13 protein-coding genes are annotated in these 14,857 nt (G+C 64.0%); 9 read left to right on the top strand and 4 right to left on the bottom strand.

Annotation, left to right across the window (positions count from 1 at the left end):
* The first annotated feature begins 101 nt into the window (after positions 1–101).
* Positions 102–944 (top strand): urea carboxylase-associated family protein, encoded by an 843-nt coding sequence (locus BM171_RS00810; protein WP_093008895.1) that lies wholly within the window; start codon positions 102–104, stop codon positions 942–944.
* Positions 945–948: 4 nt separating this feature from the next.
* Here BM171_RS00810 and deoD read toward each other — a convergent pair whose 3' ends face one another.
* The 3 genes from deoD to BM171_RS00795 all read right to left on the bottom strand — a co-directional run bounded on the left by deoD (position 949) and on the right by BM171_RS00795 (position 4,076).
* Positions 949–1,653, bottom strand: a complete 705-nt coding sequence (gene deoD, locus BM171_RS00805) for a purine-nucleoside phosphorylase (protein ID WP_093008894.1) — start codon at positions 1,651–1,653, stop codon at positions 949–951.
* Complete coding sequence (locus BM171_RS00800) at positions 1,653–1,958, bottom strand: H-NS histone family protein (protein WP_093008893.1); 306 nt, start codon at positions 1,956–1,958, stop codon at positions 1,653–1,655. The genes deoD and BM171_RS00800 overlap by 1 nt, the downstream gene beginning before the upstream one ends.
* A 138-nt stretch (positions 1,959–2,096) precedes the next feature.
* Positions 2,097–4,076 (bottom strand): protein meaA, encoded by a 1,980-nt coding sequence (locus tag BM171_RS00795; protein ID WP_093008892.1) that lies wholly within the window; start codon positions 4,074–4,076, stop codon positions 2,097–2,099.
* A gap of 199 nt (positions 4,077–4,275) precedes the next feature.
* Here BM171_RS00795 and BM171_RS00790 point away from each other — a divergent pair, with 199 nt between their 5' ends.
* The 4 genes from BM171_RS00790 (at position 4,276) to BM171_RS00775 (ending at position 9,402) form a co-directional block, all read left to right on the top strand.
* Positions 4,276–5,640, top strand: a complete 1,365-nt coding sequence (locus tag BM171_RS00790) for a 1-acyl-sn-glycerol-3-phosphate acyltransferase (RefSeq protein WP_093009259.1) — start codon at positions 4,276–4,278, stop codon at positions 5,638–5,640.
* A gap of 135 nt (positions 5,641–5,775) precedes the next feature.
* Positions 5,776–7,059, top strand: coding sequence for a crotonyl-CoA carboxylase/reductase (ccrA, locus tag BM171_RS00785; RefSeq protein WP_093008891.1), 1,284 nt, complete (start codon positions 5,776–5,778; stop codon positions 7,057–7,059).
* Between the two features lie 79 nt (positions 7,060–7,138).
* Positions 7,139–8,677 carry an ATP-dependent DNA helicase gene (locus tag BM171_RS00780; protein ID WP_093008890.1) on the top strand — a complete coding sequence of 513 codons (1,539 nt, stop codon included), beginning with the start codon at positions 7,139–7,141 and terminating at the stop codon, positions 8,675–8,677.
* Complete coding sequence (locus BM171_RS00775) at positions 8,674–9,402, top strand: SDR family oxidoreductase (RefSeq protein WP_093009258.1); 729 nt, start codon at positions 8,674–8,676, stop codon at positions 9,400–9,402. The genes BM171_RS00780 and BM171_RS00775 overlap by 4 nt, the downstream gene beginning before the upstream one ends.
* A 3-nt stretch (positions 9,403–9,405) precedes the next feature.
* On the opposite strand, the gene BM171_RS00770 is transcribed toward BM171_RS00775, so the two are convergent.
* Positions 9,406–10,422: an NADP-dependent oxidoreductase gene (locus BM171_RS00770; RefSeq protein ID WP_093008889.1), complete on the bottom strand. Its 1,017-nt coding sequence runs from the start codon at positions 10,420–10,422 to the stop codon at positions 9,406–9,408.
* A gap of 104 nt (positions 10,423–10,526) precedes the next feature.
* On the opposite strand from BM171_RS00770, the gene BM171_RS00765 reads away from it, so the two are divergent.
* The 4 genes from BM171_RS00765 to BM171_RS00750 are packed head-to-tail and all read left to right on the top strand — an operon-like array spanning position 10,527 to position 14,839.
* Positions 10,527–12,158, top strand: coding sequence for a long-chain-fatty-acid--CoA ligase (locus BM171_RS00765; RefSeq protein WP_093008888.1), 1,632 nt, complete (start codon positions 10,527–10,529; stop codon positions 12,156–12,158).
* On the top strand, positions 12,148–12,591 hold the full coding sequence (locus tag BM171_RS00760) for a MaoC/PaaZ C-terminal domain-containing protein (RefSeq protein ID WP_093008887.1): 444 nt from the start codon (positions 12,148–12,150) through the stop codon (positions 12,589–12,591). The genes BM171_RS00765 and BM171_RS00760 overlap by 11 nt, the downstream gene beginning before the upstream one ends.
* Complete coding sequence (locus tag BM171_RS00755; RefSeq protein ID WP_093008886.1) at positions 12,591–13,823, top strand: acyl-CoA dehydrogenase family protein; 1,233 nt, start codon at positions 12,591–12,593, stop codon at positions 13,821–13,823. Before BM171_RS00760 ends, BM171_RS00755 begins: the two co-directional genes overlap by 1 nt.
* Positions 13,823–14,839: a phosphotransferase family protein gene (locus BM171_RS00750; RefSeq protein ID WP_425438927.1), complete on the top strand. Its 1,017-nt coding sequence runs from the start codon at positions 13,823–13,825 to the stop codon at positions 14,837–14,839. Before BM171_RS00755 ends, BM171_RS00750 begins: the two co-directional genes overlap by 1 nt.
* The last annotated feature ends 18 nt before the right edge of the window (positions 14,840–14,857 follow it).

Here is a 14,857-nt window from a genome sequence, read left to right as displayed (position 1 = left end):
ACGTGGTGAAAAGAGGCCGGGCCTTGCGCCCGGCCTTCTTGCTTTCGTGTCCATGCCGATTGAGCGTAGTCTCGCGCAAACGCAGCGAGAGGGGGCACAGAGTGACGCAGGAACCGCAGGACGCAGAGACGCGCCGGGCCGCAGCACCGGTGATCTGCTATCCGCCCGAGACGCTGCCAGCGCCGCCGCTTGCCGCCTTCGAGGCTGCTTTGGTGACGGCGACACGAAGCGACGAGATCATCATACCACCCCGCGAGGCGCGCACGTTCCGCGTACCTGCCGGGTCGTTCTTCCGCATCGTCAGCGTAGAGGGGCCTCAGGTCGGCGATCTCAATCTCTGGAACGCGGACGATCTGTCAGAGCGGTTCTATTCCGGCAAGACACGTGCACTGCATGGAACGCATGTCACCACTGGTGAGCGGCTCTGGTCGTCCTTCCCGCATCTGCGACCGATGGCGACGATCGTGCGCGACGATCTCGGCTGGTACGGGATTGATGCGGATGGCGGCTCCGTGCATGACGTGATCGGCACGCGCTGCGATCCTTACACGGCCAATGTGCTGTCGGGCGCGCAGTATCACCACTGTTGCCACTCCAACCTGACGCGCGCGCTGGCCGATGAGCTGGGCTGCACGCTGCGTGACGCCGAGCCGCACGTGCATGACGTTCTGAACGTCTTCATGTGCACCGGTTTCACGCGGGATACAGGGCAGTATTTCATGAAAGCCAGTCCAGTGCGACCGGGTGATGCCTTGACCTTCTTCGCGGAGATCGAACTTCTTGGCGCGCTCTCGGCGTGTCCGGGCGGCGATTGCGGTGCCGAGCATTCCTCGGACGAGGCGGCATGTTTTCCGCTGCGCGTAGAGGTGCTGACACCGGCCGCGCAGCCGGAGGGCTGGCAACCGCCCGCGCGCTCCGGTTACGACGGCACGCACGGGCGATAGGGCGTCAGGGAAAGGCGGCGTCCAGAGCGATCTCGACCATGTCCCCGAAACTGCGCTCCCGATCTTCGGAAGGCAGCGCCTCATGGGTAATGAGGTGATCGCTGACGGTCAGGACGCAAAGGGCGCGGATTCCGTGGCGTGCCGCGAGATTGTACAGCTCCGCGGCCTCCATCTCGACCCCGAGAATGCCATGCCGCGTCATCTGTTCATTCAGATCGGGCCGCTCGTCGTAAAAGACATCTGCCGAATAGATCCCGCCCACATGCACGGGGGCGCCTTTCGCTTCGGCTGCCGCGACCGCATTCCGCAGCAGGGTCCAATCGGCGGGGGGGGCGAAATTGAACTCCTTGAAGATGCCGCGCGACGGCGTCGAAATTGACGATGCCGTCATCGCGACAATGACGTCTCGTATCGAGACGTGAGTCTGCATTCCACCGCAGGAGCCGATACGGATTAAGGTCTTCGCGCCATAATCTCGAATAAGTTCATTTGCATAGATGGAAAGCGAGGGCATTCCCATGCCGCTGCCGTGAATCGTGACCGGGTTGCCTTTCCAGGTTCCGGTATATCCAAGCATGCCACGCACCTCGTTCACGAGGCGCGGATTGTCGAGGTAGGTTTCCGCTGCCCAGCGCGCCCGATAGGGATCGCCGGGCATGAGAACGGTTTCGGCGATGTCGCCGGGTTTCGCACCGATATGGATGGACATCAGATAGCGAGGTCGTCCAGGCTTTTCCCGGCTGCCAGCGCGTCATTCACCCAATTGGGCTTACGGCCACGACCCGTCCACGTTTGCGTCGGATCGGCGGGGTTTGCATACTTGGCAACACCCTTGTTGCCTTTTCCGGTCTGTCCGGCAACGAGATCGTCGAGAGAGAATCCGTATTCCCGTGCGGCCTGTTCCGCCGCGCGTTTCGCTTCGGCTTTCTGGCGTGCATCAACTGTCTTCAAAGCTTTGTCGACATCTTTCTTGAGCTGTTCCAGCTCTTCCTTCGACATCTTTTCGAGATCCATTCGTTTTCTCTCCATTTGTTTCATAATTTATTTGACGATAAATCATTTAAACGCAAGTGGAAATAAAGGTGGATCCGGAACGCGTGATTCGTCGCGCAACTTGCGCGTTAACGAATTGGACGGAATTGTCGTTAAGGATTATTCGGCAGCGACTGCTTCGGGGTCGGCAAGGGTCACGATATCCGTCATGATCTTGTTCAGGACAAAATCTTTCGGAGTATAGACACGGGCAACACCCATCGCCCTCAGGCGCTGCGCGTCGACGTCGGGAATGATGCCTCCAACAATGAGAGGAATGTTGCCGAGCCCGGCATCGCGCAATTTCGAAAGCGTGTCTTCCACCAGCGGCAAATGGCTTCCCGAAAGGATCGACAAGCCGATCACGTGTGGATTGTTCTCCAGAGCCGCGGATACGATCTGATCGGGCGTAAGTCGAATGCCTTCGTAATCGATGTCCATTCCGCAGTCGCGTGCGCGAAATGCGATCTGTTCGGCGCCGTTCGAATGCCCGTCGAGGCCCGGCTTGCCGATCAGGAAACTGAGGCGGCGGCCGAGCTTGTCGGAGATCGCATCCACCGCGTCGCGGATATCATCGAGCCCCTCGGTCTGGTTCGAGACGGATTTCGACACCCCGGTCGGGCCGCGATATTCGCCGTGGGCCGCGCGCATTTCCTCGGCCCATTCGCCGGTCGTTACCCCTGCCTTGGCGGCGGCGATGGAGGCTTCCATCACATTGCGCCCCTCGCGAGAGGCGCGGCGCAGATCCGCGAGCGCGGCAGTCACGGCATCGGCGTTGCGCTGCGCGCGCCAATCCTCGAGCCGTCCGATCTGGTCGGCCTCGACGGCGGGATCGACGGTCATGATGCCGCCATCCTCGCCCAGAAGCGGCGAAGGCTCGCTTTCGATATACCGGTTCACGCCGACGACCACGGTATCGCCGCGTTCGACGCGGCCCACGCGATCGGCATTGCTCTCAACGAGGCGGGATTTCATGTAATCGATGGCTTCGATCGCGCCGCCCATACCGTCAAGCGTCGACAATTCCGCCCGTGCGCCTTCTTTCAGCGCTTCGACCTTGGCGTCGACCGCAGGGTTGCCATCGAACAGATCGTCGAACTCCAGAAGGTCGGTCTCGTAGGCCATGATCTGCTGCATCCGCATCGACCATTGCTGATCCCAGGGGCGCGGCAAGCCCAGCGCCTCGTTCCACGCGGGAAGCTGAACCGCGCGGGCACGGGCCTTCTTCGACAGCGTCACAGCGAGCATCTCGATCAGGATGCGGTAGACGTTGTTTTCCGGCTGCTGTTCGGTCAGTCCCAGCGAATTGACCTGCACACCATAGCGGAAGCGGCGGAACTTGGGATCTACGATCCCGTAGCGTTCCTGCAGGATCTCGTCCCAGAGATCCACGAAGGCGCGCATCTTGCACATCTCGGTCACGAACCGGATGCCGGCATTCACGAAGAACGAGATCCGGCCCGCGAGGATCGGGAAATCCTCGGCCGGCACGCGCGGTTTCAGCTCGTCCAGCACCGCGATGGCAGTGGCGAGTGCATAGGCCAGTTCCTGCTGGGGCGTCGCGCCTGCTTCCTGCAAGTGGTAGGAGCAGACGTTCATCGGGTTCCACTTGGGAACGTGCTTGTAGCAGTACTCTGCCACGTCCCCGATCATCTTGAGCGACGGTTTCGGCGGGCAGATATACGTGCCGCGCGAGAGGTATTCCTTGATGAGATCGTTCTGCACCGTGCCCTGAAGCTTCGAGACATCCGCTCCCTGCTCCTCGGCCACCGCGATGTAGAGCGCGAGCAGCCAGGGCGCGGTCGCGTTGATCGTCATCGAGGTGTTCATCTGCTCGAGCGGGATCTCGTCGAAAAGCGTCCGCATGTCGCCGAGGTGGCAGACGGGAACGCCGACCTTGCCGACCTCGCCCTTGGCCAGCACGTGATCGCTGTCGTAGCCCGTTTGCGTCGGCAGATCGAACGCCACCGAAAGCCCTGTCTGACCCTTTGCAAGGTTCCCGCGATAGAGGGCGTTCGACGCCTTCGCCGTGGAATGTCCGGCATAGGTCCGGATGAGCCAGGGCTTGTCGCGGGCGGTCGCTTGGGATGTCTCGGTCATGAAAACCTCGGATCGGTCTGGCAATAAAATTGCGTTTGAGCACGAATATGAGAAAGATTGTGGCAATGTCAATTCGCTGCGTCGCGGCGCGAAGGTGTGCTTTCGGCTTACGATGCCGCGTTGCCGCCACGTCGCGAAAGCGGGCCTTCCGCCGGGCTGAGGCTTGCCGATGCCCGAGGCGGCTGCAAGTCTCGCCGGCATGACCGGCTCCGTCACGCTTCCTGTCTGGCTATTCGTACTGATCCTGCTCTTTGCGGCGGTGACTTTCGCATCGCATTTCCTGTTTCCCTCCGTGCGCTGGTTCTTCCGGCGGCGCGCCGAGAAGATCGTCGCGCGGCTGAACGAGCGCCTCGAGCGGCCTATCCAACCGTTCAAGCTGGCGCGGAGATACGATCTCATTCAGCGATTGATCTACGATCCCGACGTCACGGAGGCCGTGCTCGCCCATGCCGCCGAATACGGCCTGCGCGAGGATGTCGCCTTCCAGGATGCCCGCCGCTATGCACGCGAGATCGTGCCCGCATTTTCGGCCACGGCCTATTTCGGCTTCGCGATCCGCGCGGCGCGGTGGCTATCGAATGCGCTTTACCGCGTGGACGTCGCGGATATCGACGAGCGCGCGCTCGAGGCCATCGATCGCGACGCGACGGTCATCTTCGTGATGAACCACCGCTCGAACATGGATTACGTGCTCGTGACGTACCTTGCGGCGAATCGTTCGGCCCTGTCCTACGCGGTGGGCGAATGGGCGCGAGTCTGGCCGCTTTCGGCGCTGATCCGGGCGATGGGCGCGTACTTCATCCGCCGCAAGTCGCGCACCGCGCTCTATCGCAAGGTGCTGGAGAAATATGTGCAGATGGCGACGCAAGGCGGGGTCGCGCAGGCGATCTTCCCGGAGGGCGGCCTCAGCCTCGACGGCGCGCTGCATTCTCCGAAAGTCGGGCTGATAAAGTACATCGCGGAGGGCAGCGATCTGAAGACGCGCGACGTGGTCTTCGTGCCGGTCGCGCTCAATTATGACCGCGTGCTGGAAGACCGCATCCTGATCGATGCCGACCAGCGCGGCGACCGGCGCTTTCGCGCGGGTCTGTTCTCGGCATTCCGCAACGCGCTGGCGCTTCTGTGGCGACGCGCGACCGGCCGGTTCCGCAGCTTCGGTTTGACGGCAGTCAGGTTCGGGCGTCCGCTTTCCATGCGAGCGCAGCCCGAACTCGTCGCTCGACCCGAAGCGCTCGGCCGGGAGATCATGTCACGCATCGCCGATGCGGTGCCGATTCTGCCCGTGCCGCTCGTTTCGTATCTCTTGCTGACGCGCGGGCCGTTGACGCGGACCGACCTCGAAGTGGCCTTCCGAAAGGTCGAGATCGCCACCGAGTACCGCTTGTTCCTGCCGCGCCGCAGCCGGGGTTACGCCGTTCAGTTCGCGCTAGAGCGGCTCAAGCTTCGCAAACTCGTGATCGAGGATGGGGAGACGTACCGGCCATCAGAAAACGCGGAGCCGATTCTCCGCTTCTATGCGAACTCCGTGCGTCATCTCCTGACTGATTTTGCAGACGCAGCGTAACTTTCTGCAATTGCTCGGTCATAAAATTACAAACCGAACCTAAATATGATTGCATTGTTGCGCGCCCGGCTCTATCTCGGGTGAAGACGAACACCGCCGCACTGCGGCACGCGCATGAACGACAGGAGGCAGCTCATGGCTCTCGATACGCAACCCGGCATCGCGCAATACGATGCACCCGAGAAGGACCTCTACGAGATCGGCGAAATGCCTCCGATGGGCTATGTGCCGAAGCAGATGTACGCCTGGACGATCCGTCGCGAGCGCCACGGCGATCCCGACAAGTCCTTCAAGGTCGAGGTCGTGGACACGCCGCTGCCCGACAGCCACGAGGTGCTGGTTCTCGTGATGGCGGCAGGCGTCAACTATAACGGCGTCTGGGCAGGCAAGGGCGTGCCGATCTCGCCGTTCGACGTGCACGGCGCCGAGTTCCACATCGCAGGGTCCGACGCCTCCGGCATCGTCTGGGCGGTGGGCGACAAGGTCCGCAACTGGAAGGTCGGCGACGAGGTCGTGATCCATTGCAACCAGGACGACGGCGACGACGAGGAGTGCAACGGCGGCGACCCGATGTTCTCGCCCACGCAGCGAATCTGGGGCTACGAGACGCCCGATGGCTCTTTCGCGCAGTTTACCAACGTGCAGGCGCAGCAGCTCATGCCGCGTCCGCGACACCTGACCTGGGAAGAGAGCGCCTGCTATACACTGACGCTCGCGACCGCCTACCGGATGCTTTTCGGCCACCATCCGCACGAGCTCAAGCCCGGCCAGAACGTGCTGGTCTGGGGTGCGTCGGGCGGGCTCGGCTCCTACGCGATCCAGCTTGCCAACACCGCGGGCGCGAACGCGATCGGCGTTATCTCGGAAGAGGACAAGCGCGATTTCGTCATGTCCCTTGGGGCGAAAGGCGTCATCAATCGGCGCGACTTCAAGTGCTGGGGCCAGCTTCCCATTGTAAACAGCCCCGAATACACCGAGTGGCTCAAAGAGGCGCGCAAGTTCGGCAAGGCCATCTGGGAAATTACCGGCAAGGGCGTCAGCGTCGACATGGTGTTCGAACATCCTGGCGAGGCGACGTTCCCGGTCTCGACGCTCGTGGTCAAGAAAGGCGGCATGGTCGTGATCTGCGCCGGAACGACCGGCTACAACACGACCTTCGACGTGCGCTACATGTGGATGCACCAGAAGCGCCTTCAGGGCTCCCACTTCGCGCATCTCAAGCAGGCGGCTGCTGCAAACAAGCTGATGATCGAGCGGCGCCTCGATCCCTGCATGTCCGAGGTGTTCCCCTGGGCCGAGATCCCCGAAGCGCACATGAAGATGATGCGGAACGAGCATAAGCCGGGCAACATGGCCGTGCTCGTACAGTCGCCGAAGACCGGCCTTCGCACGCTTGAGGATGCGCTCGACGCGCGCTGAGCGCGGAGCCGGCCCAGGAGACGAAATTGCCGCCGCGCGCCATCTGGTGCGCGGCGGCTCGCGTCTGTAGGGTCCGCCCATGACGCTGCCCGCACTGACCTTTTCCGACGACCAGGCCCAGGCCTACGACCGCGTGGCCGAGATGTTGCGCGAGGCGGGCGTGGATCTCGAGGAGGGGCTCTGCTTGCCCGCCAAGGAGGGCAAGACGCGCGTCATGGCGCTTCTGGGCAAGGCCGGATCGGGGAAGACCATGCTTCTCGCCGAATTGGCCCGCGCGCTCGGTGAAGCCGGGGTCGAGACCGTCTCGGGTGACTACGAGAGCCGCCGCCGCAAGGATCGCCGGACCCTCGCCATCCTCGCGCCCACGAACAAGGCCGCGAGCGTTCTTCGCAATCGCGGCGTGCCTGCGACGACCATTCACCGCATCCTCTATACTCCGGTCTATGACCCGGAATACGAGAAGATCGCCGAATGGCTCATGGGAAACGGCGAGAAACCCGTGATCGAGGATCTGACCGAGGATGCGCTCGACCGGGCCTTCTCGGCCTACCAGGGCCACAAGTCGGTGCCAGCGGCGCTCGCGGCGGCCGGTCTGCGGGGCTCGGACTTCATTACCGGCTGGAAGCGCCGGGAAGAGCCGCTCGATATCGGCTTCGTCGACGAGGCCTCGATGCTGGACGAGCGGCAATACGAGGATCTGCAGGAGATCTTCCCGAACCTTCTTCTCTTCGGCGATCCGGCGCAGCTCGCGCCGGTGAACCAGTCTGGCGCAATGGTGTTCGACCGCATGAAGGAGAGCCAGAAGATGGAGCTGGCCCGCGTGCATCGCCAGGACGCGGACAACCCGATCCTCGATCTGGCTCACGCGCTCTCGGACCCTGACCTCACCTTCGAGGATTTCGAGCGGATGGTCGAGGAGACCGCCCGCCGCGACGACCGCGTCGTCTGGGGCCAGCGGGTCGAGGTCGATCTGATGGCGCGCTCGCCCGTGCTGGTCTGGCGGAACGCAACGCGCATCCGGCTCATCAACGCGTTCCGCGCGGTCTACGGCGCGCCGGAGACCGAGCTCCTGGAAGGCGAGCCGCTCATTTGCGACGGTATCGAGCTGCCGATGAAGCACCGCAAGAAGCGGCTGGACCTTGAAGCACGCGGTCTCATCAAGGGCGCGCAGGTGGTCTATCTCGGTCCCGGCCGGAAGCCCGGCTTTTCCCGGCTGCACGTGATGGGCGCGCCCGATCCACGGATCTCGGCGGCCTCCATCGTGAAGATCGAGAAACCGGACGAGGAAGAGCCCTTCATCCCCTTCGCCGCGCGCATGGGCGCGACCTTCCTGCACGGTGCGGCGGTGACGATCCACAAGGCGCAAGGGTCGCAATGGGATGCGGTGCAGGTTTTCGCGCCCGATCTTTACGCCGCCGCGCGGGCCGGACGGTCGGAGGCGGGGCAGCCCCTTTGGAAACGGCTTGCCTATGTCGCGATCACCCGCGCACAGGAGCGACTCTATTGGGTCGTGCGGAATCGCCTCGCGAAACCTTCCGGGCCGCTCGCGGTCGACGATCTGCGCGAGGTGGCGCAGCCGATGCCGCTGGAGCTTGCCGCAGAGGAGGACGAGGCCTGAAAAGCATACTCATAACGGGGGCCAGCTCGGGCATCGGCGCAGCGACCGCGCGGGACTTCCTCGCGGAGGGTTGGCAGGTCGGACTTCTTGCCCGGCGCGAGGACGCGCTCATCGAGGTCGCGGGCGGTCACCAGAACGCGGTCATCCTGCCCGCGGATGTCTCGGATGCGGACGCGGTGGACGCGGCGGCGGCGCGCTTTGTCCAGAACGCGGGCCGCATCGACGTGCTTTTCAACAATGCCGGGCTTTTCGGTCCGGCAGCCGAGATCGACGCGGTCGACGTCGCGGAGTGGATGCAGGTCTTGCAGGTGAACCTGACCGGCATGTTTCTCTGTGCCCGCGCGGCCTATGCAATCATGCGTAAGCAGGATCCCAAGGGCGGGCGCATCATCAACAACGGTTCAATATCGGCCCATGTGCCGCGCGAGAACTCCGTCTGCTACACGACCACAAAGCACGCGATCACCGGCCTGACGAAATCGCTCAGCCTCGATGGACGGGCGCATAACATCGCCTGCGGGCAGATCGATATCGGAAATGCGCGGACCGAGCTTCTGGACGGCATCATCGAAGGCAACCGGGCCAAGGACCTGCCAGAGCCGCCCACGATGGATGTCTCCGAGGCCGTGCGCGCCGTCCGCCTCATGGCCGGGATGCCGCTTGAGGCGAACGTGCAGTTCATGACGGTGATGGCGACCGCGATGCCCTATATCGGACGCGGCTGAGCCCTAGAGCTTGACCACCTGCTTGCCGGTATTGCCGCCTTTCAGCATCTCGATGAAGGCTCCGGGCGCGTTCTCGAGCCCTTCGGCGACGTCTTCGAGATAGTTGATCTCGCCGCCCGCCACGCGCGGGGCGACATCCTTGAGGAAGGCTGGGTAGTGGTCCCAGTGGTCGAAGATGATGAAGCCATTGACCGACAGGCGCTTCGTCAGGATCGACCGCCAGGCCATCGGCAAAAGGTTCGTCTCGCTGACATCGCCGGAATACCAGGCGACCGCGCCGCAGAGCGGGATGCGTCCGTGCACGTTCATCAGGGGAAGCACCGCCTCGAGAAGCTTGCCGCCCACATTCTCCCAGTAGATGTCGACACCGTCGGGCGCGGCCTCGGCGATGGCCTTACGCAGAGCGCGGGCATCGTCATGTGCGCGGTGGTCGATGGCGGCGTCGAAGCCGAACGTCTCGGTCGCAATCCGGCACTTCTCTGCGCCGCCGGCAATGGCGATCGTCCGAAGGCCCATCGCCTTGGCGAGCTGCCCGACCATCGAGCCCACGGGGCCTGTCGCCGCGCCGACGACCAGCGTCTCGCCGGATTTGGGGCGGCCGTATTCGTGCAGGCCCCGCCAGCCGGTGAAACCCGGCATCCCCAGCACGCCAAGGACCGCCGATGGCGGCGTTCCCTCGTCGAGCTTGCGGACCTCCTTGCCCGAAAGCACCGCGTGGCTCGCCCAGCCGGTCATGCCGGTGACGATGTCGCCTTCCACGAGTCCTTCCGCTTTGGAGGCGATCACGCGGCCGACGCCCTGCGCGGTCATCGTGCCGCCGATCTCTACGGGTGCGGCGTAGCTCTTGGCATCGTCCATTCGCCCGCGCATGTACGGGTCGAGCGACATCCACTGCACTTCGACAAGGACCTCGCCATCGCCCGGCTCGGGCATCGGGTCCGTCTCGAACGAGAAATCCTCGGTGGTGGCTGCGCCGTCCGGGCGGCGGGCCAGGGCGATGCGGCGGTAGGTGTCGGACATTGTTTGCCTTTCCGTGGGGTCGTCGGGGCTTAGCTGTTGCGGAAGCGTCGCAGGCTTCGCAGAGTGAGGTGGTGTTCGACGCGCAGACGGCAAGGGAGGGCCAGATGCACGGAATGATGATGAACCAACCGCTCTCGATTATCGAGATCCTGCGCTACGCGGCCGGGGCGCATCCCGGCGGCGAAATCGTCTCGGTCCGCACCGAGGGCGATATCCACCGCGAAAGCTATGCCGAGGCCTATGCCCGCTCGGGCCAGCTCGCCCATGCGCTGGCCGGGCTCGGTATCGGCGAGGGTGACCGGGTGGCGACGCTCGCCTGGAACGGCTACCGGCATTTCGAGCTCTATTATGGTGTCTCGGGCATGGGCGCGGTGTGCCATACGATCAATCCGCGCCTGTCGGCGGAGCAGATGCTCTACATCATCGGCCATGCCGAGGATAAGGTGCTGTTCTTCGACGTAACCTTCACGCCGATCATCGAAGGGCTCGCCGAGCACCTGCCGCCGGGCATGACGCTCGTCGCGATGACCGACCGGGCGCATATGCCGGACAGCAAGCTCGATCTTATGTGCTATGAAGACCTCATCGCGGATCAGCCTACCGAGTACGACTGGCCCGATCTCGACGAAGAGGCCGCCGCGGCGCTGTGCTACACGTCGGGCACGACCGGCAATCCGAAGGGTGCGCTCTATACCCATCGCTCCACCGTGCTGCACGCGATGACCGTCGCGATCGGCCTCTCGAAATCGCTGACCGAAGGCGCGCGCGTGCTGCCGGTCGTGCCGCTCTTCCACGTCAACGCGTGGGGTCTTCCCTATGCAGCGCCGCTGACCGGCGCATCGCTCGTCATGCCGGGGCCGAAGCTCGACGGGCCGTCGCTGTTCGATCTGATGGATAGCGAACGCGTCACGTCCGCCTGGGGTGTGCCGACCGTCTGGCTGGGTCTGAGGGCCGAGATCGACAAGCGCGGCAAGAACCCGGACGGCTTCGCGCAGGTGGTGATCGGCGGCTCGGCCGCCGCGCGTTCGATGATCGAAGGGTTCGAGAAATCGGGCGTTGAGGTCTGCCACGCCTGGGGCATGACCGAGATGAGCCCGGTCGGCACGCACGGTCTGTTGTCCGCGCCCATGAAAGAGCTGTCCTGGGACGACCAGATGGCGCTCAAGGCCAAGCAGGGCCGGCGGCTTTACGGCGTTGAGCTGAAGATCGTCGACGAGGCCGGCAATCGTCTTCCGCATGACGGCAAGGCTGCGGGCGAATTGTTCGTGCGCGGCAACACCGTGATCTCGGGCTATTTCGCCAATCCCGAGGCGACCGAGAAGGCTTTCGACGATGATGGCTGGTTCGGCACGGGCGATGTGGCGTCCATCGACGCGCAAGGCTTCCTCGTCATCCAGGACCGCACGAAGGATCTCATCAAGTCGGGCGGCGAGTGGATCTCCTCGATCGACATCGAGAATATCGTGATGGCGCACCCGAAGGTCGCGTCCTGCGCGGTGATCGCCGTGCCGCATCCCAAATGGGACGAACGCCCGTTGCTCGTGGTCGTGCCGGAGGGTGATGACAAGCCGACCCTGGAAGAGATCCACGAGATGCTGCTCGAGCACCTGGCCAAGTGGCAGCTGCCAGACGACATGGTCTTCGCGGACGAATTGCCTTTGACCGCGACTGGCAAGGTCTCCAAGCTGACACTGCGCCAGACCTACGCCGATCACACGCTGCCCGATGCTGGCTGACGCGTTTCGCAGCACCGAGCCCAAGGCGTCGCGCTGGTACCAGATCACCGCCGAGAAGGTCGCGGCCTTCGCGGATGCCTCCGAGGATTGGCAGGGCATCCATCTTGAAAAGGGCGCAGCGCAGGTGGCTGGATTCGATGGTCCCGTCGCCCATGGTTTCTTCGCGGTCTCGATGCTCTCGGCGATGCTCTATGACGTTCTGCCCGACCTGCCGCCGGGCGCGTGGTCGGTGAATTACGGCTTCGACCGCATCCGTTTCGTAGCCCCGGTGGCAGTCGGTAGCCGCATCCGCGGGCATTTCCAGATATCCGAGACGCAAGAGCGCGAGAACGGGGTGCTTCTGCGCTGGGACGTGAGCGTCGAACGCGACGGCGAGGACAAGCCCGCGCTCGTCGCCGATTGGCTGAACCTCGTAAGTTGGAAGGAAGAGTGATGGACCTTGGTGTCACCGAGAAGGTGCGCCCGCTGATCGACGCGGTGCGCCAGATGGTCGAGGAAGATATTGCGCCTCTCGACGCGGAGTTCCACGGCGAGGTGGGCAAGCATCCAGATGGGCGTTTCGCGCATACCGACCGGCAGCTCGAGATCCTGAATGGGCTGAAGGCCAAGGCGAGGGAGCGCGGTTTGTGGAACTTCTGGCTGACGGACAGCGAGCGGGGCTACGGGCTGACGACTGTCGAATATGCCTATCTTGCCGAAGAGATGGGCAAGGTCTCCATCGCGGCTGAAGTGTTCAACTGTAACGCGCCCGATACCGGCAACATGGAAGTGCTGGAGCGCTATGGCGCGGACTGGATGAAGGAGCGTTGGCTCGGACGGCTGCTCGAGGGTGAGATCCGCTCGGCCTACGTGATGACGGAGCCGGACACGGCTTCGTCTGATGCCGCGCAGCTCGTCTTCGAGGCGAAGCGCGATGGCGAAGACTACGTTCTCAATGGCGAGAAATGGTGGATTTCGGGCGCGGGCGATCCACGCTGCGGTCTCTACATCCTCATGGCCTGCACCGATCCGGACGCGCCCAAACATCAGCGCCATACGATGTTCGTGATGGACCCGGATCTGCCGGGCATCGAGGTTTTGCGCCCGATGAAGGTCTTCGGTGCGGACGATGCGCCGCACGGGCATATGCATCTGCGCTTCACCGATGTGCGTGTGCCGGCGAAGAATGTCGTGCTCGGTGAGGGACGCGGCTTCGAAGTGGCGCAGGGGCGGCTCGGGCCGGGGCGCATCCACCATTGCATGCGCGCGATCGGTCAGGCGGAGAAAGCGCTCGACCTGATGTGCCGCCGCGGGCTCGCGCGAGAGGCCTTCGGCAAGCCCCTCGTCGAGTTGGGCGCGAATTACGACATAATCGCCAACGCGCGGATGGAGATCGAGATGGCCCGGCTTCTCTGCCTCAAGGCCGCGTGGATGATGGATACGGCCGGTGTGCGCGCGGCGCAGCCCTGGATCAGCCAGATCAAGGTGGTCGCCCCGCTGATGGCCGGCCGCGTCGTGGACGAGGCGATGCAAATGCACGGCGCCGCCGGGATCAGCCAGGACACCGACCTTGCCTCGATGTGGACCCATATCCGCACGCTGCGCTTTGCCGACGGGCCGGACGCTGTGCACCGCCGGCAGGTCGCGCGGGCGGAGCTGAGGAAATACACCCAGAGAGAGGTATGATGTCCGATCTCGATCTGAGCGCGGTTTCGGCCTGGATGGCCGAGAACGTGGAGGGCTATCGCGGCCCGCTTTCCGCGACGAAATTCGAGGTGGGGCAGTCGAACCCCACCTTCCGTCTGAATGCCGGTTCGGGTTCCTACGTTCTTCGGCGGAAGCCAGAAGGTGCGCTTCTGAAATCGGCGCATGCTGTGGATCGGGAGTTCCGGGTGCAGAAGGCGCTTTGGGCCACGGATGTGCCGGTGCCGCGCGTGCTGGCGCTTTGCGAGGACGAGAGCGTGATCGGCTCGATGTTCTACGTGATGGAGCATGTCTCGGGCCGCAACATCGCCGAGCCGTCCATGACCGACCTCGTCCCCGGCGAGCGGGCGGAGATCGCCCGCGAGATGGCGCGCGTTCTGGCCGCGATCCACGATGTCGATCTCGATGCGGCGGGGCTTTCGGATTATGGCCCTCCGGGACATTACTACGCGCGCCAGCTCAAGCGCTGGGCCGGGCAATACGAGGCTTCGGAGACCGAGCATTTGCCTCAGATGGACCGCCTCATCGCCCGGCTCGGCGAAGAGATGCCCGAAGATGACGGCACCCGCACGCTTGTTCATGGGGATTACCGGATCGACAACCTGCTTTTCGAGCAGGAAGGCACGTCCTGCCGCGCGGTCCTCGATTGGGAGCTTTCGACGCTCGGGCATCCCTTCGCCGACCTGGCGGCGGTCATCATGCAATGGCAGATGCCGCCCGGCGCCGAGGGGCGGGGTCTTGCCGGGCTGGACCGTGATGCGCTTGGCCTGCCGTCCGACGACGCGTTCATCGAGATGTATTGCGAGGCGCGCGGCATCGCGCGGCCCGAGCGGTTCGGCTATTACGTCGCCTTCTCCTTTTTCCGGATGGGCGCGATCCTGCAAGGAGTGAAGAGGCGCGCGCTGGACGGCAACGCCTCGAACCCCGAAAGCGGGCTGAGGCTCGGCGCCTACGTGCCGCGCTTCGCCGAGATGGGACTCGCCTGGCTCGATAGCTGAGGGGGCGCTGCCCCCTCA

It is taken from the genome of Roseivivax halotolerans (genome assembly GCF_900115815.1).
Lineage (GTDB): Bacteria > Pseudomonadota > Alphaproteobacteria > Rhodobacterales > Rhodobacteraceae > Roseivivax > Roseivivax halotolerans.
Note: the sequence above shows the minus strand (reverse complement) of the source record. Positions and strands in the feature narration are given on the sequence as shown.

What these genes read in the sequence shown, in the direction of transcription:
- deoD (WP_093008894.1), bottom strand. Translation starts at nt 1,653, where the DNA reads ATGTCCATCCATATCGGTGCGAAACCCGGCGACATCGCCGAAACCGTT.
- BM171_RS00800 (WP_093008893.1), bottom strand. Translation starts at nt 1,958, where the DNA reads ATGGATCTCGAAAAGATGTCGAAGGAAGAGCTGGAACAGCTCAAGAAA.
- BM171_RS00795 (WP_093008892.1), bottom strand. Translation starts at nt 4,076, where the DNA reads ATGACCGAGACATCCCAAGCGACCGCCCGCGACAAGCCCTGGCTCATC.
- BM171_RS00790 (WP_093009259.1), top strand. Translation starts at nt 4,276, where the DNA reads ATGACCGGCTCCGTCACGCTTCCTGTCTGGCTATTCGTACTGATCCTG.
- ccrA (WP_093008891.1), top strand. Translation starts at nt 5,776, where the DNA reads ATGGCTCTCGATACGCAACCCGGCATCGCGCAATACGATGCACCCGAG.
- BM171_RS00780 (WP_093008890.1), top strand. Translation starts at nt 7,139, where the DNA reads ATGACGCTGCCCGCACTGACCTTTTCCGACGACCAGGCCCAGGCCTAC.
- BM171_RS00770 (WP_093008889.1), bottom strand. Translation starts at nt 10,422, where the DNA reads ATGTCCGACACCTACCGCCGCATCGCCCTGGCCCGCCGCCCGGACGGC.
- BM171_RS00765 (WP_093008888.1), top strand. Translation starts at nt 10,527, where the DNA reads ATGCACGGAATGATGATGAACCAACCGCTCTCGATTATCGAGATCCTG.
- BM171_RS00760 (WP_093008887.1), top strand. Translation starts at nt 12,148, where the DNA reads ATGCTGGCTGACGCGTTTCGCAGCACCGAGCCCAAGGCGTCGCGCTGG.
- BM171_RS00755 (WP_093008886.1), top strand. Translation starts at nt 12,591, where the DNA reads ATGGACCTTGGTGTCACCGAGAAGGTGCGCCCGCTGATCGACGCGGTG.
- BM171_RS00750 (WP_425438927.1), top strand. Translation starts at nt 13,823, where the DNA reads ATGTCCGATCTCGATCTGAGCGCGGTTTCGGCCTGGATGGCCGAGAAC.